12 protein-coding genes are annotated in these 19,118 nt (G+C 55.6%); 8 read left to right on the forward strand and 4 right to left on the reverse strand.

Annotation, left to right across the window (positions count from 1 at the left end; translation table 11 throughout):
* Nucleotides 1-100: 100 nt before the first annotated feature.
* Complete coding sequence (locus tag SD425_RS05595; RefSeq protein WP_324676278.1) at nt 101-832, reverse strand: hypothetical protein; 732 nt, start codon at nt 830-832, stop codon at nt 101-103.
* Between the two features lie 313 nt (nt 833-1,145).
* On the opposite strand from SD425_RS05595, the gene SD425_RS05600 reads away from it, so the two are divergent.
* Nucleotides 1,146-1,334 (forward strand): hypothetical protein, encoded by a 189-nt coding sequence (locus SD425_RS05600; RefSeq protein WP_324676279.1) that lies wholly within the window; start codon nt 1,146-1,148, stop codon nt 1,332-1,334.
* A 142-nt stretch (nt 1,335-1,476) separates the two neighbouring features.
* Here SD425_RS05600 and SD425_RS05605 read toward each other — a convergent pair whose 3' ends face one another.
* The gene (locus tag SD425_RS05605) at nt 1,477-2,769 is read right to left on the reverse strand and encodes an MFS transporter (protein WP_324676280.1); all 1,293 of its coding nucleotides are present in this window, start codon (nt 2,767-2,769) and stop codon (nt 1,477-1,479) included.
* 308 nt (nt 2,770-3,077) lie between these two features.
* Between SD425_RS05605 and SD425_RS05610 the strand changes: the two genes are divergently transcribed.
* From SD425_RS05610 to bglX, 7 genes are all read left to right on the forward strand, one after another.
* A complete protein-coding gene (locus tag SD425_RS05610; RefSeq protein WP_324676281.1) occupies nt 3,078-3,680 on the forward strand; it encodes an RNA polymerase sigma factor in 603 nt (200 codons plus the stop codon).
* A 135-nt stretch (nt 3,681-3,815) separates the two neighbouring features.
* Complete coding sequence (locus tag SD425_RS05615; protein WP_324676283.1) at nt 3,816-4,853, forward strand: FecR family protein; 1,038 nt, start codon at nt 3,816-3,818, stop codon at nt 4,851-4,853.
* Between the two features lie 111 nt (nt 4,854-4,964).
* The gene (locus SD425_RS05620; RefSeq protein WP_324676285.1) at nt 4,965-8,297 is read left to right on the forward strand and encodes a TonB-dependent receptor; all 3,333 of its coding nucleotides are present in this window, start codon (nt 4,965-4,967) and stop codon (nt 8,295-8,297) included.
* A gap of 16 nt (nt 8,298-8,313) precedes the next feature.
* The gene (locus tag SD425_RS05625) at nt 8,314-9,792 is read left to right on the forward strand and encodes a RagB/SusD family nutrient uptake outer membrane protein (protein WP_324676287.1); all 1,479 of its coding nucleotides are present in this window, start codon (nt 8,314-8,316) and stop codon (nt 9,790-9,792) included.
* 73 nt (nt 9,793-9,865) lie between these two features.
* Nucleotides 9,866-11,233 carry a glucoamylase family protein gene (locus SD425_RS05630; RefSeq protein ID WP_324676289.1) on the forward strand — a complete coding sequence of 456 codons (1,368 nt, stop codon included), beginning with the start codon at nt 9,866-9,868 and terminating at the stop codon, nt 11,231-11,233.
* 124 nt (nt 11,234-11,357) lie between these two features.
* Complete coding sequence (locus SD425_RS05635; RefSeq protein WP_324676291.1) at nt 11,358-13,115, forward strand: family 43 glycosylhydrolase; 1,758 nt, start codon at nt 11,358-11,360, stop codon at nt 13,113-13,115.
* Nucleotides 13,116-13,289: 174 nt separating this feature from the next.
* A complete protein-coding gene (gene bglX, locus SD425_RS05640; RefSeq protein WP_324676293.1) occupies nt 13,290-15,593 on the forward strand; it encodes a beta-glucosidase BglX in 2,304 nt (767 codons plus the stop codon).
* Between the two features lie 93 nt (nt 15,594-15,686).
* Here the strand turns inward: bglX and SD425_RS05645 are convergent, their stop codons facing one another.
* Together SD425_RS05645 and SD425_RS05650 are read right to left on the reverse strand one after the other, a co-directional pair.
* Nucleotides 15,687-18,110: an outer membrane beta-barrel family protein gene (locus tag SD425_RS05645; protein WP_324676295.1), complete on the reverse strand. Its 2,424-nt coding sequence runs from the start codon at nt 18,108-18,110 to the stop codon at nt 15,687-15,689.
* 93 nt (nt 18,111-18,203) lie between these two features.
* Nucleotides 18,204-18,926: a DUF92 domain-containing protein gene (locus tag SD425_RS05650; protein ID WP_324676297.1), complete on the reverse strand. Its 723-nt coding sequence runs from the start codon at nt 18,924-18,926 to the stop codon at nt 18,204-18,206.
* Between the last annotated feature and the right edge of the window lie 192 nt (nt 18,927-19,118).

A 19,118-nucleotide genomic window follows, 5' to 3' on the forward strand; every position in this document is an offset into this window, starting at 1 on the left:
AGCTAGGTTGCACGAATGAACAAGCAACTACCCGGACTGTTCGGAGAAGCCCACAGGTACTGCTAGCGCGCGACGTGTTCTTTGCACGTACCCACGTCCGCTAGCGGATAGCATAGCTGCCAGTCGAATCTACCGTCACTTCCGGCAACGTGTGATGCTGGGCGAAGTATTCATACCCGGGTTGTAGGCTCTGCCAGAACGCGTAGTGCCTGCTCTGCTGACGAGCCATCAGATTGGCGTTGGTGAGAGCAAACGGGAAAATATGCACGGCAATGTGCTGCTGACCCGCATTATGTGCTTCTACGGCTAACACGTAGGCTTCTTGAATGAGCGCATCGGTAATGGGTAAGCAGCCAATAGTAACATCGGAGCCGTGGATGAAAATATCCTGGCCCGGATGCGCACTGCCTAAAAGCCGATCAGCAGCATTCGGGTAGTTCAGGCCCAACGACAAATAGTACAGGCTCTGCGGGTTGAAACGGTCGAGTTCGTAGAAGCCCTCCGGTACTTGCCCGTCGCCTTCCGTTCGCTTAGGACCTAGGGTGCCCGAGGTGCCCGCAATCGGATAAGTACGCAGCAACTGGTACGGTCCTTCGCCTTGGTTACGGCCCCACACCTCTAACTGCCGCCCAATCTTGAACGCCCGAAAGAATAGCTCCAGTCGGCTAGGTTCAATGTGGTGGCGCTGTAATACTACTTGCAGTGGCTTCCACGTAGCCGCATACGCCTCTCGTACCCGCGGATACAAAAGCTGTTGGTCGCGAAAACAGGGCCCATCAAGTTGAGCACTGCAGGTAGAAAGCAAGAGCGTGGTAGCTAGCAGAAAGCGCATGAAGGAGGCAAGGGCTTGCGTACTAGCAATGATTGGCTAGTGCGCAGCCAAAGCACAACGGCGCTGATGATATAATAAGTATACCTATGTTTAAATACTAAAAAGGATACAAGCTCGTAAGCCACATAGTGTATTCAATTGTATGCAATATGATTTGACGCGGTAAATATCCTGTTTAGGTGTTATTCAATCCAGCTAGGCGAAATATCCCATCTGGCGCGTCGATAGCCTTTTCCTTTGCATCATCAAATCAGAAGGTGTTCGACGCCTCGCTCCTTGCCTCTATTTCTCCTCCCTGTTCGATAAACATATTATGCGCTCCTTCTTTACTCGTTTCGCTGCTCTCACCCTGCTGATGTTTGTGTTGTTGAGTACCACCACATTTGCCGCTACTCCCTACACCCGGGCTGCAGGCCGTGGTCATGCGTACACGCACCGTCCTTACTACAAGCAGTATCATGGTACAAAGTACCGTGGTTTGATGAGCCTGATGCGCAGATAAGCCTAGGTCTGACGTCAGACATGCTAAGAGTTTTCGTGTAGCAACAGCTACCAAAAAGCATACACACCTATCCTTTTGCAACACCGCCCCTGGTAAAGTCCTACGGATTACCAGGGGCGGCTTTTTTTAAGTGGCGCAGTTTCTAAGATGAATGAACTGACAGGGGCACAGCTGGTTTCTCTTTGCCAAGCTGCCGAAGCACCACCACGAGCAGCAACACCGTTGCGCCGCAAGCAACGCCAAGCACCGGCGCAGTGGTAACGGTCAATGCCCAACCATTGATTTTGGCGCTGAGCACGTCGCAGAAGTTTACCAGCGCCATGTAAGTAGTAAACTGCGAGCCTTCCACCTTCGCTTGGCAGAGCGCCATGAGGGCGGGCAGCGCTGCTACGCTGAAGCACGGGTCAGCCATATTCGTGAGCAGCAACCCAGCGGTGCCCACGCTTTTGTAGTGCCAGAGAAAATACAAGCTACTGAACCCGAGCAGAAAGATACCTAGCCCAATCATCACCCAGCGCTGGAGTCGCACGGCGCCCACCCGGTCGGAAAGCATGCCGCCGCCCACGAGCAACGTCAGCGTCGCTAGGCTGCCCCAACTACCCTGCAAGATCGAAACGTCGCTGTCGGGCCAGTGAAGACTGTGGATTAGATGAAAAGAATACGCACGACCAAAAAGCCCCGTGCATAAGTACACCAGAGCGATGATACTGAATAGGCGCAAGCTGCGGGCTTCGGTGACGCTGTGATAAAGCGTCTGGAACAGCCAGCGTAGCGACGGGTTCTGGGCGGCTTCCACTTGCGTCTGCCGCGTGCCAAACTGAGGGATAAGCTTATCGTGGCGGTCGAGACGAATAAAAAAGGTTAGCACCGTCAGCGCAAGCAAAACCATCGACTGCGTTAGGGCCGCTTGGTAGAAGCCATAGTGATGCAGCATGAAGGACAAGACGGCCGCGCCAAACGAAATACCCATTAAGTAGCCCGCCCGCATCAGGCCGTTTACGCGGCCGCGCTCCGCTTCGGGCGTCACCTCAATGGCAATAGCGTCGACGCTCGCATCCTGAACGGAAGCAAAAATGCTGTGCGTAAAGAACAGCGCCGACATAAGCGGTAGCTGCGCTACGGGGTCATGAATCAGCAGCAACGACAGCGAGGCCACTACGGCCACCAACTGCGTAAGCACGACCCACTGCTTTCGGTGCCCGATCACCGAGTATTGGTACTTGTCGATGAGAGGTCCCCACACGAACTGGAACGTCCAGGGAATCCCGACGATGGCCGCAAACGAACCCACTGCCTCCGCCGTCTGTCCCTTCCCAATAAGATAATTATAAACAGCCGTTAGCGCAAAGCCCGACGGTATGCCCTGCATTACGTAGAGGTAAAAAAAGGTAAAGTACCGTAGACCGACACTTTCTTTCAGGACGGGAGCTGCCACACAGATCAGTTAAGCCAGTAAATCGGGGCGACTTATGACGTGGTTGAATAACCTAATTAATTCTTGGTTTGTTTAAAGAAACTCCAGTACCATTGGCCAGCTTTCGCTTAGTTTTTGAAGAGCAAAATGATGCAGGTACGTTCTCTTTTGCTTCTTGTTTACGTAAGCGAGGCTAGGTGCCCTTAGTCATTTAAGATCAAGCTTTTGCTTGTTTTTGCGTTTCGCCGTAACAACAAACAGACAGTAGAAGCAGTCTAATGCAAACGGGTATATTCGCTTTGCTCTCACCCACCTAGCCGCCCATTCTCGTGAATTCCTCTCTGCGGATGTATTCTTCCTGGTCGGACGCAACGCTGCTGGACGCATTACGAGCAAACGATGAAGCTGCCTTCGAAGAAATTTATAGGCGCTACTGCTACCGGCTATTTACCCTGGCCTATGGCAAGCTGAAGAGCCGCGAAATAGCGGAGGAACTTGTGCAAGATCTGTTCGAGTCGCTCTGGAGCAAACGGACCACCACCACGATCCAGCAGTTAGACTATTACTTGTTTTCGGCGCTGCGCTACCGAATTATTAACTACATCAAAGCACAGAAAGTGAGGGCAGGCTACGAGTTCTTCTGCCGCGTTTCACTATCTGATGCGGATACAAATACGGAAGACTCGCTGGCGATGAACGACCTGCACTCGGCATTCGCGGCGGGCATGCGTCAGCTGCCCGAGAAGTCACGCGAAGTATTCCGGCTGAGCCGCTTAGAGCACTACACGGTGCCGGAAATTTCGGCGCGTGTACACTTGTCCGAAAAGACTGTGGAGTATCACCTGACCAAGTCGCTCAAGCTACTCCGGAGCTACTTGCGCGAATTTTTAATGAGCTTGTTGCCGCTGCTGTTCTTTTTTAGAGGCTTATAAGGCGCTGATGAACAAGTGTTTGTTTCTGATGTATAGGTTCTAGGCCGTATTGGGTAGAAAAAAGTTTAGGTTCCTTTTAGGGGTATAGCCGACTTCGTTGACTTCCTTTTTAGAAGCCGCCTAATCTCTGCTCCCGTGACAGAATCTGAGTTCCACCATCTTCTTCAGCGCTACCTTGATGGCCGGTGTACGCCTGCGGAGCAAGCTGCAGTGGAGCAGTGGTATAACCGACTGGAACAAGTGGAGACGAAAATGCTTCCTGTTCAGAATCAGGAAGCCATAGAAGATGCTATTTGGCATCGAATGGAGCAGGCTAGGTCAGCAACCACTCCAAAGATGCAGGTGGTACAACGGCCCGTTTCCTTCTGGCAAACGCCCCAATTGCAGTGGGCTGCTATCCTGACTTTGTTCGCCTTAAGCCTAGGGGTGTGGTTTGGGCTAACCAAGCGCTTCCACCCCGCCCACAATATAGCGGCGTCGGCGAGCAACTGGACGCGCCATACGAACACAACGCAGCAAGTCCAGGCATTCCAACTGCCCGATGGCAGCCGCATTACGCTGAACCCGGGGAGTAGCCTGCGGTATGCTTCGGCTTTCGCCGGACCTAGGCGTGAGGTGTATCTAGAAGGCGAGGCGTTCTTTAAGGTTAGCAAAAACCCGCGTCGGCCTTTTTTGGTGTTTACCAAGCAAGTAGTAACTACCGTGCTCGGCACGAGCTTCCGGGTGAAAGCCTACTCGGATAGCAAAGAAGCCTCTGTGGCGGTGCGAGAAGGCAAGGTAGCTGTGCAAGCCCGGGAAGATGCTAGGCTAGATGTTACGCCGGCCAAGCCAGCTGCCAATGGCGTGCTATTGCTGCCCAACCAGCAGGCTGTGTATTCAATAGCTAACCATCATTTACAGAAAGGGTTAGTGGAAAAGCCAGCAGTATTGGCCCCACAAACTTTTGAATTTGAGGAACGCCCCGTCATGGAAGTACTCTCGGCCTTGGAAAAGGCGTATGGAGTAGAAATGGCGTACGACAAAGTGAAGCTAGCTGGCTGTACTGTGAGTATTGCCTTCTATAATGAGCCCTTGTTTGAGAAGCTAGACTTGCTGTGCAAGTCCTTGGGTGCTTCCTACACATTGGCTGGTACGCAGGTCGTCATTCATAGCAACGGTTGCCAAGCTAGATAGGAAGATACATACCTTCTTCTATATACACTGCCTTGATTTTGAGTTTACTACGCTTCTGCTACCAGCATGAGGCTAGCTGTTTCCTTTAGTTCCCACCTTTAACTCACGCTCATGGAAAACTCCATACCGTTCCCACCCATCTGGCGCCCCGTACGACTGCTTCTGCTGCAAGTAGTAATGGCTTGTTTACTGGCTAACGTGGCAACCGCTGGCCCTAGCCTCGCGCAAACCGTGCTAGAGCGTAAAATCACGCTGCAAGTAGAAGCCCAAACCATTAAGGCTACGCTCAATCAGATTGCTAAGCAAACCAATATCCGCTTTGTGTACAGCCAGCAACTCATTGGGGCTGAGCGCAAAGTATCTCTGCGGGCGCAGAACGAGCCACTGGCTCTAGTACTTGACGAACTGCTAGCTCCGCTGAAGATTCAGTATGAAGTAAGTGAAGACCGCGTGGTACTACGCATGCCTTCTAAGCCGACTTCCGCAAACGTTTCAGCTACGCAGGATATCACCGTAACTGGTAAGGTGTTGGATGACAAAGGCGAAGGCCTGCCCGGGGTAAACGTAGTCGTAAAAGGCACTACCAACGGCACTCAAACGGGCGGCAATGGTAGCTACACCCTCACCGCCCCCGACCAAGGTACCCTGGTTTTCTCCTTCGTAGGCTTCCTTTCTCAGGAAGTAGCTATCGGTGGTCGCGCTACAGTGAACGTTAACCTAGCCCCTGACACCAAGACCCTTAACGAGGTGGTGGTAGTGGGATACGGCACGCAGCAGAAGCGCGACGTGACCGGCTCCATTGCCTCTGTGAAAGGCGACGTGTTAGTGAATCAGGCTTCGCAAAACGCGGTGAGCTCCTTGCAAGGCAAAGTAGCCGGCGTACAGATCACTAATAATGGTCAGCCGGGTTCGACGCCGCAAATTCGGGTACGTGGTACGGGCTCCATTCAGGGCAGCGCTAACCCTTTGTACGTAGTCGATGGCACGTTCGTGGATGATATCAGCTTTCTGAACCAGGATGATATTGCTTCCATTGAAATCTTGAAAGATGCTTCGAGCGCCGCTATCTATGGCGTGCGCGCTGCTAATGGTGTGGTGCTGGTAACGACTAAGCGGGGCAAAGCCGGCACACCGCGCATCAATTACAACGGCTTTGTGGGGGTGCAGCAAATCACTAATAAAGTGAAGATGGCCAATGCTTCGCAGTACGCTACGCTGATCAACGAGCGCAGCGGTGCCCAAACTCTCGCCACCAACCTACCGAGCACCGATTGGTTTGACCAGATTTCGCGCACAGCTTCTATCCACAACCACCAATTGAGCATGTCGGGCGGCTCGGAGAAGATAACCTACAGCGTGAGCGGCAGCTACCTAAAACAGCAGGGCATTGTGAAGAACAATGACTACGAGCGCATCACGGCCCGCCTGCAAACTGACTACAATGCCACCGACCACATCAAGGTTGGTTACAGCGCCATTTTCCAGAACAACCGCTCGACTGACGTTCCCGCGGATGTGCTGTTTTACCAAGCCTTTGTAGCGCCGCCTGTGCTGCCCGTGTTCAAGGCCAATGGCAACTACGGCGATGCCGCCGACTTCCCGCTGGGCAACTTCGGTAACCCCCAGGCCACTCTCGACCGCTACAACCAGAAGTCGAATGGGCAACAGTTGGTGAGCAACATCTATGCTTCCATCAACTTCCTGAAGGCTTTCACGCTGCGCTCCAGCCTCGGTATCAACTACGGCGTGGCGCAGTACCGAAACTACCAGGCCAAGGACTCGCTGACGACTACGCAGTTTGCACAGCGCAGCTTCCTGACGTCTTCCTCGACGAAGAACAGCCGGTGGCTTTGGGAAAACACGTTGACCTACGACCAAGCTTTCGGCGACGGTAACCACCGCGTGACTGGCCTGCTCGGTGTTTCTGCGCAGCGCGATCAGAACAACCAGTTCCTGGGTACCATCAACGATGTGCCATACTACAATGAGTCGTCGCTGTACCTAGGTCTGGGTGACCCCACCACGGCTCGCATCCAAACGCCCGCTGACAAGTACACGTTCGCGTCGTACTTCGGCCGGGTCAATTACGCGTTCAAAGACCGCTACCTGCTCACGGCTACGTTGCGCTACGATGGCTCTTCGAAGTTTTCGAGCGACAACCGCTTTGGTACATTCCCTTCGCTGGGTGTAGGCTGGGTGGCGTCGGATGAAAGCTTTATCAGCGACCTAGGCGTGTTTGACCAACTGAAGGTACGCGGTAGCTGGGGCCGCTTGGGTAACAACAACATCCCGTCGAACATTTCTGTACAAACGGTAGCTGTTGGCGCCGGTGCGCCTTACTACACCGCCATCTTCGGTGGTACCCCTTATTTCGGCGGCAACATCAACTCGCTGGCACAACGCGCACTTGACTGGGAAACGACCACGGAAACAGACCTAGGTTTGGATTTAGGTTTCTTGGAAAATCGCCTCACCGCTACAGCCGATTTTTATGATCGGAAAACTAGCAAGGCTATTTTCGACATTCCGGTGCCCGGCACGGCAGGTCTGCAAAGCCCTACTACTCGCGGTAACTTCGCCAGTCTGCGCAATCGTGGGGTTGAACTCACAGCCACTTGGACCAACCAGGCTTCGGAGAAGTTCAGCTACAACGTCAGCGTTAACGGTAACTACAACCAAAACAAAGTACTCACTTTAGGCGCCATTGGAGCTGATTTTCCAGCTGGTAACCTGCCCGTAGGCGGTGTGCAAACATCCATCGTGCGGGCTGGCTTGCCCCTCGGTTCCTTCCTAGGCTATGTAGTCGACGGCATCTTCCAGACCCAAGACGAGGTAAATAAATCAGCTCAGGCTGGTACGGGCGCTGTTCCTGGCTCCTTCCGTTACCAAGACCTGAACGGCGACGGCGTGATTAGCGAAGCCGACCGGAAGATCATCGGTAATCCAAACCCACGCTTCAACTACGGCGTGAACCTAGGTTTTCGCTACGGCAGCTTCGACCTTGCTCTTGACCTGCAAGGGGTAGCGGGGCTCGAAATCTATAACGCCACGAAGGGCGTGCGCTACGGCAACGAGAACTACACCCAAGACTTCTTCAACAACCGGTGGCACGGAGCTGGTACGTCTAATTCGTACCCCTCAGCGGCTATTGGCGGCACCGATTTGAACTCTAACACGTGGTATGTGGAGAATGGCGACTATTTCCGCATCCGCAACGTGCAGGTGGGCTACAGCTTACCCAAGACGTTTGTGAGCACCCTCCGCGTGCAAGGCATCCGCTTCTACGCCAACGCACAAAACCCAGTGACCTGGTTCAAATACAGCGGCTTCACCCCTGAAGTTGGCTTACTACGTGGTTCGACGGGCAACACCAGCCCTGGGGTAGACCTGAACGTGTATCCGCTGTCGGCCACCTACAACCTAGGTGTGAACGTCACCTTCTAACTGCAAACAACCCACCATGTATACTAACTTTTCATTTCTAAAGCGCAGTGTGCTAGGCGCATTGTGCATCGCTGGCTTAGCCGGTGGTATCACGGCCTGCAAAGATTCCTTCCTGGATGTAGAGCCCCAAGGACAACAGCGCCAAACGCAGTTCTTCACCAATCAGGAGCAGGCCATTCAAGGCGTGAACTCTATCTACGCGAACCTTCGTAGCTGGCCGGTAGTAGCGTTTGCGCACCTGGCCATCACCACATTGTCCTCGGATGATGCGGAAAAAGGCAGTGTTGCCGGCGACGCCGCTTTCCTCAACGATTACGACAACTTCACCTTCACCGCCACCCAGGGCATCCTGAATGACTATTGGGGCGGGCAATACCAAGGTATTAACCTGTGTAACCAGGTACTAGCCTATGTGCCCACCATCAACATGGACGCGGCACTGAAGACCCGACTGCTGGCCGAGGCGAAGTTTCTGCGGGCGTACCACTATTTTAACTTGGTTCGGGCGTACGGCGGCGTGCCGCTGGTGCTGATTCCGGTGACGGCTGAAAGCTCCCCAGACCAGTTGAACCCAGTGCGCAATTCGAGTGCGGAAGTGTACACGCAAATTGTGCAAGACCTGACAGATGCAGGCGCTGCGCTGCCAGCCCGGTACGCCAGCACTGACCTAGGTCGGGCTACGAAGGGGGCGGCGCTCGGCATGCTGTCGAAGGTGAAATTGTACCAAAAGCAGTGGGCCGACGTGTTATCCTTGAGCGACCAAGTGATTGCGCTAGGGTACACGCTGGCTCCCGACTACGAGAAAATGTTCCGCATCGAAGGTGAGAATGGGCCGGAGTCCATCTTTGAAATTCAAGCGCAGACTATTCCCGGCAACTGCGACGCCTCAAACAGCCAGTGGGCTGAAGTACAAGGCTCCCGGCCACAATTCGGCTGGGGTTTCTTCAACCCCACCGCCGACTTAGAAGCAGCCTACGAAGCCAACGACAAGCGCAAGGACGCCACTATCTTATTCCGCGGCGAAACCACACCGCAAGGCGATAAGATAGACCCAGCAGCGCCTAACCCACGCTACAACCAGAAGGCCTATGTACCGTCGTCGGTAGATCGGGCGTGCGGTTACGGCAAAGACCAAAACGTCCGGATTCTGCGCTTGGGCGAGATACTGCTCATCAACGCCGAAGCCGCCAATGAGCTAGGTCAGACGGCGAAAGCCCTAGCCGCCGTAAACCAGGTTCGGGCTCGGGCAGGCCTAACCCCCCTCACGACCACCGACCAAGCTACCCTGCGCCAAGCCATTTGGAAAGAGCGCCGCGTAGAACTGGCGATGGAAAACGGCGACCGGTTCTTCGACCTAGTCCGCCAAGGACGAGCTGGCACGGTGCTGCGGGCCCAAGGCAAGCAGTTTGTGGATGGCAAGAACGAGGTTTTCGCTATTCCGCAGCAGCAGATCAACATCACGGGCGGCAAGCTCACGCAGAACCCTGGGTATTAACCCCGCAAGCGGGAGTTGGCAGTAGCTGGCTCCCGCTTTTGGTTTTGCCTCACTCTAGCTCTCTTCGCCACCCATGAAGCATTCTTTCCTTTTTGCCTTCCTGTTCTTCGTAACCATCACGCTGTTTGCTCAACAGCGACCTGCTGCAGGCAGTAGTGCCCAAGCCAAGCCAACGCTTACCTACACGGCCCCCCGGCAGAAGAATTTGTCGGATGAGAAGCTGCTCGACGAGGTGCAGCGCCAAACATTCAAGTACTTCTGGGACTTCGGCCACCCGGTGAGCGGCATGGCGCGGGAGCGGAGCAACGAAAGCTTCGACTACGGCGATGAAGTAGTAACCACCGGCGGCACGGGCTTCGGCCTGATGGCTATCATCGTGGCCGCCGACCGCAAGTGGATTACGCGCGAGCAAGCCGCCGAGCGGGTGTTGAAGATCGTGAACTTCTTGTGGAAGGCCGATATGTACCACGGCGTATTTCCGCACTGGATGGACGGCGCCACCGGCAAAACCATCCGCTTCAGCCTAAAGGATGATGGCGGCGACCTTGTCGAAACGTCGTTTTTGTACGAAGGCCTGATTTGCGCCCGCCAGTACTTCACGAAGGATACCCCGACGGAAAGCCAACTGCGCAACAAGATCCTCTGGATGTGGGAGAACGTGGAGTGGAACTGGCACACGCAGGGCGGCCAGAATGTGCTGTACTGGCACTGGAGCCCCAACAACGGCTGGAGTATGAACCACCAGATTCATGGTTGGAACGAGTGCCTCGTGACCTACGTGCTGGCGGCTTCTTCGCCCAAGTTTGCCATTGATAAGAAAGTGTATGACCAAGGTTGGGCTACTGGCGATTATTTCAAGAACGGGAAGAAGTACCTAGGTACCACATTGCCGCTGGGCTTCGACTATGGCGGGCCGCTGTTCTTCTCGCACTACTCGTTCTTGGGCATCGATCCGCATGGCCTCAAAGACCAGTACGCCGACTACTGGCAGCAAAACCAAGCTCATACCCGCATCAACTACGATTACTGCGTAGCTAACCCCAAGAAGTATAAGGGCTATAGCAAAGACTCGTGGGGCCTCACCGCCTCCGATAGCTACCAAGGCTACGCCGCGCACTCGCCCACCGAAGACCTAGGGGTGATTTCACCCACCGCCGCGCTGTCGGCCATGCCCTACGCGCCTAAGGAGTCGATGATGGCGCTGAAGCACTTCTATAACGACCTCGGCGACAAGATTTGGGGGGAGTACGGCTTCGTGGATGGTTTCAGCGAGCAGCATAATTGGTACGCCAAGTCTTACCTAGCTATCGACCAAGGTCCCATCGTGGGTATGATTGAGAACCACCGGACGGGCTTGCTGTGGAAGCTGTTTATGAGTTCCCCCGATGTGCAGCGCGGCCTCAAAAACCTAGGTTTTGAAAGTCCACATTTAAAGAAGTAAGCCCATTCTAGAAACGTCATGCTGAGCTTGCCGAAGCATCTCGCTCGGTTCGTTGAACGATTGAGTTAGTGTTGCACGCGAGATGCTTCAGCAAGCTCAGCATGACATTCTATTTCACCCGCCCATGCTCCGAACGCTTCTTTTCTGCTTTATCACCGCGCTGAGCCTAGCTGCTCAGGCGCAGCCAACTTCGAGCCCTGGTCAGCGAACCTACTGTAATCCGCTGAATCTCGACTACGGGTACACGCCCATCCCGAACTTCGCGGAAGCTGGGAAGCACCGCGCCACCGCTGACCCGGTTATCACGCTCTACAAGGGCGACTACTATCTATTTTCCACAAATCAATGGGGTTACTGGTGGAGCAAAGACCTGTATAACTGGAAGTTTGTGTCGCGTTCTTTTCTGGAGCCGCAGCACAAAGTGTACGACGACCTGTGCGCGCCTGCTGTGTTCGTGCTCGGCGATACGCTGCTTGTCTATGGCTCGACGCAGGAGAAGAACTTCCCGATCTGGATGAGCACCAACCCCAAGAAAAACGAGTGGAAGAAAGCCGTCGACCCGTTCCAGGTTGGTGCCTGGGACCCAGATTTTTTCCTCGACACCGATGGCAAACTGTACCTCTACTGGGGCAGCTCTAACGTGTACCCACTCTACGGACAGCAGATCAGCCGCAAGACGTTTGCGCCGATAGGGGAGAAGAAGGAGCTGTTCAAGCTGAACGACACGCAGTTTGGCTGGCAGCGCTTCGGCGAATACCTCGACAACACCTTCCTCGACCCGTTCATGGAAGGCGCTTGGATGAACAAGTATAACGGCAAGTACTACCTCCAATACGGCGCGCCCGGCACCGAATTCAGCGGCTACGCCGACGGCGTGCAGGTGAGCGACAAGCCCCTAGGTCCGTTTACGCCGCAGCCGCACAACCCGTTTGCCTACAAGCCGGGCGGCTTTGCGCGGGGTGCAGGCCACGGCAACACCTTTCAGGATACCTGGGGCAATTGGTGGCACCTCTCCACGATGGTCATTGCGGTGAAGAACAACTTCGAGCGCCGCCTAGGTCTGTGGCCCGCCGGCTTCGACAAAGATGGCGTGCTGTACAGCAACACCGCTTTCGGCGACTACCCGACCTACCTACCCACCGGCTCCGAAGACCATTTGAAGAGCCGCTTTACCGGCTGGATGCTGCTGAACTACAACAAACCTGTGCAAGTATCGTCTACGCTCGGCGGCTACGCGGCCAACAATGCCGTGGATGAAAGCATCAAAACCTACTGGAGCGCCACCACCGCCAATAAAGGCGAGTATCTGCAAACCGACCTAGGTAGCGTGTGCACCGTGCGCGCCATTCAGATCAACTACGCCGACCAGGATGCGCAGTTCCTCGGCAAGCAGCAGGGCACGTACCATCAGTACAAGCTCTACCAGTCGAACGACGGCAAAACGTGGAAGGTGCTGGTCGATAAAAGCCAGAACAAAACCGACGTACCCCACGACTATATCGAGTTGCCCGCCGGCGTGAAAACGCGCTACCTCAAGCTCGAAAACATCCACATGCCCACTGGCAAATTCGCCATCAGCGGCCTGCGAGTATTTGGGCTAGGATCGGGCACTAAACCTAGCTCTGTCAAAGGCTTCGTAGTGTTGCGCACCGAAAAAGATAAGCGTAGCGCATGGCTACGATGGTCGCCGACGGATGGGGCGTACGCCTACAACATCTATACTGGCATCGCGCCCGATAAGCTATACAGCTGCATCATGGTGCACGGCCAAAACGAATACTACTTCAAAGGCATGGACAAAGACCTGCCGTATTACTTCACCATCGAGGCCATCAACGAAAACGGCATTTCACAACGCACGCCGGTGATGGAAGCCAAGTAGATAGAGCGGTGTAGAGACACATACTTGTGTCTCCTCGTTGCTGATGTTGTTTACCTCGTGCCGCTCAGAGCTAGGTCGTTCACGCGAAGTCGTTCAGGAAAGAGACACAAGTATGTGTCTCTACATGAGGTGCCTAATTCAAAAGAACCTGTTCTCAATCAATATCCTTTTTACATGAACTCAACTTTCCGTACTGCCGTGCTGGCGCTAGGTCTCCTGGCAAGTCCGCACCTACAGGCACAGAAGGCTGCCACGACCAGCACCGCCAACGATCCGAAAATGAATCAGTTCATTGATGAGCTGATGAAAAAGATGACGCTGGAAGAGAAGATCGGTCAGCTGAATCTGGTGTCGGTGGGCTTCGACGTGACCGGCCCGGTGGTGAGCAAAGACGTGGACGCGAAGATCCGCAAGGGCCTCGTGGGTGGCGTGCTGAACACCTACACACCCGTGGCGGCGCGTAAGCTTCAAGAAATGGCCGTGAAAGAATCGCGCCTGCACATTCCGCTCATCCTTGGCTACGACGTTATTCACGGCCACCGCACCATCTTCCCGATTCCGCTGGGGCTGGCCGCTAGCTGGGACCTAGCGGCCATGGAGCGCAGCGCCCACATTGCCGGCCAGGAAGCCGCCGCCGACGGCGTCAACTGGGTGTATTCGCCCATGGTGGATATTGCCCGCGACCCGCGTTGGGGTCGCGTGGCCGAAGGCGCTGGCGAGGATCCCTACCTAGGTTCCCGCATCGCCGAAGCCATGGTGCGCGGCTACCAGGGCACTGACCTCACGAACCCCTCCAACGTGATGGCCTGCCTGAAGCACTTCGCTCTCTACGGCGCCGCTGAGGCTGGCCGCGACTACAACACCACCGACATGAGCCTAACGCGCATGTACAACGAATACCTGCCGCCCTACAAAGCGGCGGTAGAGGCTGGCATCGGTTCGGTGATGAGCTCTTTCAACGACATCAATGGCACGCCCGCTACCGGCAACAAGTGGCTCATGACCGACTTGCTCCGCAACCAGTGGGGCTTCAAAGGCTTCGTGGCCACTGATTACACCGCCATCAATGAGTTAATTCCGCACGGCCTCGGCGACGAGAAGCAAGTGTCAGCCATTGCCCTCACAGCGGGCATCGACATGGATATGGTGGGCGAAGTCTTCCTGAAGAACCTAGCTCAAAACTTGAAGGAAGGCACCGTAAAGCAGACCGACATCGACCTAGCTTGCCGCCGCATTTTGGAAGGCAAGTACAAGCTAGGTTTGTTTAAGGACCCGTACCACGGTGTGAGCGAGAAGCGCGCCAAGGCAACGCTGATGAAGCCCGAGTTTATCGAAGCTGCCCGCGACATTAGCCGTCGCAGCATGGTGTTGCTCAAGAACGACAAGAACACGTTGCCGCTGAAGAAGTCAGGTACCATTGCCGTCGTCGGGCCGCTGGCCGACCGTTCGCGCGACATGATCGGTAACTGGAGCGGCGCGGGTGAAGGCAAACAAGCCATTTCGATTCTGCAAGGCCTGAAAAACGTGGCCGGCAACGGCGTGAAGTTTACTTACGCCCAAGGCGCCAACGTAACGGATGACGAGCAGATGATTGCCCGCCTCAACGCCCACGGCGGCGAGCTAGCCATTGACAAGCGCGCGCCCGAAGCCATGATCCAGGAAGCCGTGCAAGCCGCCCAAGCCGCCGACGTCATTGTCGCCGTCGTAGGGGAGTCGCAGGGCATGACCGGCGAAGCTGCTAGTCGCGCCGATATCAGCTTGCCCGGTCGCCAACTCGATCTGCTGAAAGCCCTCAAAAAGCTAGGTAAGCCGCTGGTGATTGTGCTCGTAAACGGTCGGCCGCTGACTTTGCCCTGGGAAAATCAGAATGCCGACGCCATCCTCGAATCGTGGTTTGGCGGTACGCAAGCCGGCAACGCCGTGGCCGATGTGCTGTTTGGCGCCTACAACCCGGCCGGTAAGCTCACCATGACTTTCCCGCAAGTGGTAGGCCAAGTGCCAATCTATTACAACCACCGCAATACTGGCCGCCCCTTCGCCGGTGAGCAGCTTGATAAATATAAGTCGCGCTACCTCGATGTGACGAATGACCCGCTGTACCCATTCGGCTATGGTTTGAGCTACAGCAAGTTCACTTACTCGAAGCCCGAGGTAAGCAAAGCTACCCTGCGCACCGGCGATACGCAAGAGGTGAAGGTGACGGTGCAAAACACTGGCAACTACGACGGCGAAGAAGTCGTGCAGCTGTATATCCGCGACATGGTGGGCTCCATCACGCGCCCCGTGCAGGAGCTAAAAGGCTTCCAGAAAGTGATGCTGAAGAAAGGAGAGAGCCGCACGCTCACCTTCCGCCTCACCCCCGACGATCTGAAGTTCTATAACGCCGACCTGAAATTTGTGTCAGAACCCGGCGCCTTCCAGGTGATGGTGGGCGGCAACTCCCGCGACGTGCAGCAAGCTAGCTTCACCTTAGAATAAGAGAGCCTAGCTAGGTTTAGAAAAAAGAGCGGCCATGCGAAAGCATGGCCGCTCTTTTTTCTAGTATTAAGGTGCCGTCTGCCGGTCCGACGCTTACTTGATGCGGCCTGCTTCGGTATCTAAGGCTGATTTCCGTTCGTGCGGCGCGGCTACTTGCTTGTTGCCAAAGTTGTAAGTGAAGTTCAGGCGTACTTGGCGGGTCTCGCCGTAGCCATAGCTGCGCAGATAAAAGCCCGCAAACTGGCTTCGACTGTTCCAGCGGCTGGTTAGAAAAATATCGGTGATACCTAGGCTCAGGCTGCCGGCCTCCTTGAAGAACTTCCGACTGAGAGCCGCGTCGAGCTGGCCGTTGCCGTGGTTACGCTCGTTGGCTGAAGTAGTAGTTGGCGAGTTGTAATTACCCACTAGTTCGGCGTTCAAACTCCAAAAAGGAAGCTGGAAGCTTTGTTGCAAACTCACATTACCAGCTAACGCCCGCAGCCGAAACTGCCGATTCACATCAAAAGCAATTTGGTTGTCGACGTAGTACAGCGTAGCGCTGGCCGAGATATTCCACCACGTAGTAGGGGCGAAGGAGCGAGTAGCCGTAAGGCTGAGGTGGTGTTGGCGGCCCACGTTGCGCGGGGTCATTGCCACCTTGTTGCTTTCGAGTGTGTCGTTGATGGAGGCAATGATGTCGCGGGTGCGGGTGTAGGCGAGCGTGAGAGCTAGGTTGCCGCCCGTCGCATAATCGACGGCAAAGCGGTTGGCGTACTGCGGGCGCAGTAGCGGGTTGCCCTGCCAAAAAGAAAGCTCGTCGAGGAGCGTGATAAAAGGATTCAGATTTTGGTAGGCGGGCCGGTCGAGGCGGCGGGCGTAGGAGAGGGATAGGCGGCGCTGGTCGCTGAGCTTGTAGCCAGCGGAAAGGGCCGGAAACAAGTTTAGGTAGTCACGCTTTACGGGCTGGGTGGGCGTCGTTTGCGCGTCGGCGTAACTCAGCTGCCCCCGAGCCCGCGTGTTTTCCAGCCGCAAGCCGCCTTGTAGACGCACGCGCGAACTAACGGCCACCTGGTAGTCGGCGTAGGCGGCGGCAATTTGTTCGTGGTACTCAAACCGGTTAGAGCGCTGGGCATCTAGCAGTTCAGCCGCACCTTCTACCCGCAAGAAACGGTAGTCGTTATCCGATTGCACATCCGAAAACTTAGCCCCGACGCTCAACTGCCCCCGACCTAGGCTGTCTTGAAAATCGGCCTTGAAAGCATATAAATGAATACCAGCCTGCGTGAGCGAGCGGTACAGGTTTTCGCTCAGCGTGGTGCCTTCCGGGCTGCGGTAAACATTGGGCTGCAAGTTGCGCGAGCCGCCGTCGAAGTAGCCGTAGTCGGCGGCGGCGCTGAAGGTACGGCCAGTGCTGTCTTGCCAGCGGTAGTTCAGGCTAGCATTGTAGCGGTTGCTGCGTTGAAAGTAGTAATCGTTGGTGGCGTAGAGGGTGCGCAGGAGTTGGCCGGTGGCCTCGGGCAAGATGCGCGTGGTGGTGTGGGTGAGGCCGGGGCCAAAGCGCTGGTTGGTGCTCAACGCCAGACCTAGGGTCTGGTGGTCGTCGAGCTGGTAATCGGCGCCGAGCGTGGCGTTGACGCTGCTGCGCTTGTCGGTATCGCGGGTGGGGCTGTCGTAGATGGTGTCGCGCTGCACCCGATAGAGCGTGTAGCGGTAGGCGTAGTTGCCAAGCTGGTGGTTGTAGGTGCCGTAGAGGTTCAGCCGGCCACGGCGGTAATTTAGGTTGAGGTCAGCATTGGTTTTGGGCGTGTACCAGTGCGAAACGCCTACCGTGAAGGCGCCGTTTAGGCCTTCGGCCATGCCTTTCTTCGTGCGGATATTGATGAGCCCAGCCGTGCCCGCCGCGTCGTACTGCACACCAGGGTTGGCGAGCAGGTCGATGTTGCTGATAGCGTTGGCCGGAAGGGTTTTCAGTAAGGCCACGAGGTCAGCACTTTCTAGGTACACCAGCTTGCCATCGAGCATGAGGCGCACGCCCTGCTTACCATTCAGTGAAACAACGTTGTCGCGACTAATAGCTACGCCCGGCGCTCGGCGCAGTAAGTCGTAAGCCGTTTGGCCCGCCGCCGTGGTGCTGCCGGCCACATTCACGCTGAGGTTGCCGTTTTCGGCCGTTACCAGATCTTGCTTGCCAAATACGCGCACTTCGCCTAGCTCGGCCGCTGATGCTGTGAGTACCAGCGTGCCCCAGTCGCGGCTAGCTAGCGCAAACGCCTCGGACTGATACGGCTGGTAGCCCACGAACCGCACCATAAGCTGATAAGCGCTCGGCGCGTCATAGTGCAGCACAAACTCCCCCGCGGCGTTGGTGAGCGTACCCTGCACCGCCTGCTGATCGGTGGTGCGCACCAAGGCCACCGTCACGAACTCTAACGGGTGCTGTTGAGCATCGACTACCCGGCCGCGCAACGTCTGATCGGTTTGAGCCTGGGCGGCAAATTGAATCAGCAAGCAGAAGAGCAGGGGCAGAAGATACCGCATAGAAGCGAGGAAAAGGCGTGTACTTCAAGAGGTGAAGTACCGCCAAAGATAGAAGCTCCGGCGCAGCGAAAACCCGTTTGCTGGTGGCCCAGTCTACCTAGCTAGGTTCCACAGCAATGCGGCCACCAGCGCCCCGACTAGCGTGTTAAGCGAGTTGACGGCATCATTCGAAAGCCAGTGCTTGCGCTCCAGCGTGGCACCCAGCACCGAGTCGGCTAGGTTGCCTACCGTGCCCGCTAGCAATAGCCAGCCAAATGCCCTGCTCCACCCGAAACCTAGGCTATACACCACAGCAATAATAAAGCTGCCCGCTAGCCCCAGCAGCGTGCCTTCAAGGCTGATTACACCATCTAGTCCGCGCGTATCGGGCTTCAGGGTGAGGATATTGTAGTAACGTCGGCCGTACACATTACCTAGCTCCGAGGCCATAGTGTCGGCTGTAGCTGAGGCAAAGCTGCCGGCTATCATCAGTTGAAACACTGGAGAATAGGCGGGAAAAAGCCAACTTAGTAAGCCTAGAATTCCTGCTACGCCACCATTAGCCAACGCTTGACTAGTAGTGCGCCGGCCCTTGTTTTCTTCAGCCAGCCCCGCCCGGCGCTTCTCCTCCACATGCCACCCCGATGCTGTCGACCCAAGTAGAAAGAACACGCCGAGCATCGCCAAACCCGTATAACCCGCCCCTAAAAAGATCAGCACGCCCAACACGCCACCAGTGCAGGCGCCCGCCACCGTGAGCTTGCCGGCCCGCACGCTGTAGAACATGCCCGCCCCCAAAATCAGCACCACCGCCCCGACGTGTAGGATATTATTCATCTAGCTTGATTTAGTTTGCTGCGCAATCTTATAGTGTTAGCAAGCTAGCACGAAGCGCCAGAAGATATCATTGAGCATAGATATTCTCCCCCTTTGCAAATAAGTTGGTAGAACGATCGAGTAGATCCAAAAGCAAAGAACGACTTGTCAACTTGACAAGTCGTTCTTTGCACAGGTAATATGTTAAGGGAG

Origin of the sequence: Hymenobacter sp. GOD-10R (assembly GCF_035609205.1) — a bacterium.
In the GTDB taxonomy this organism is placed as follows: domain Bacteria; phylum Bacteroidota; class Bacteroidia; order Cytophagales; family Hymenobacteraceae; genus Hymenobacter.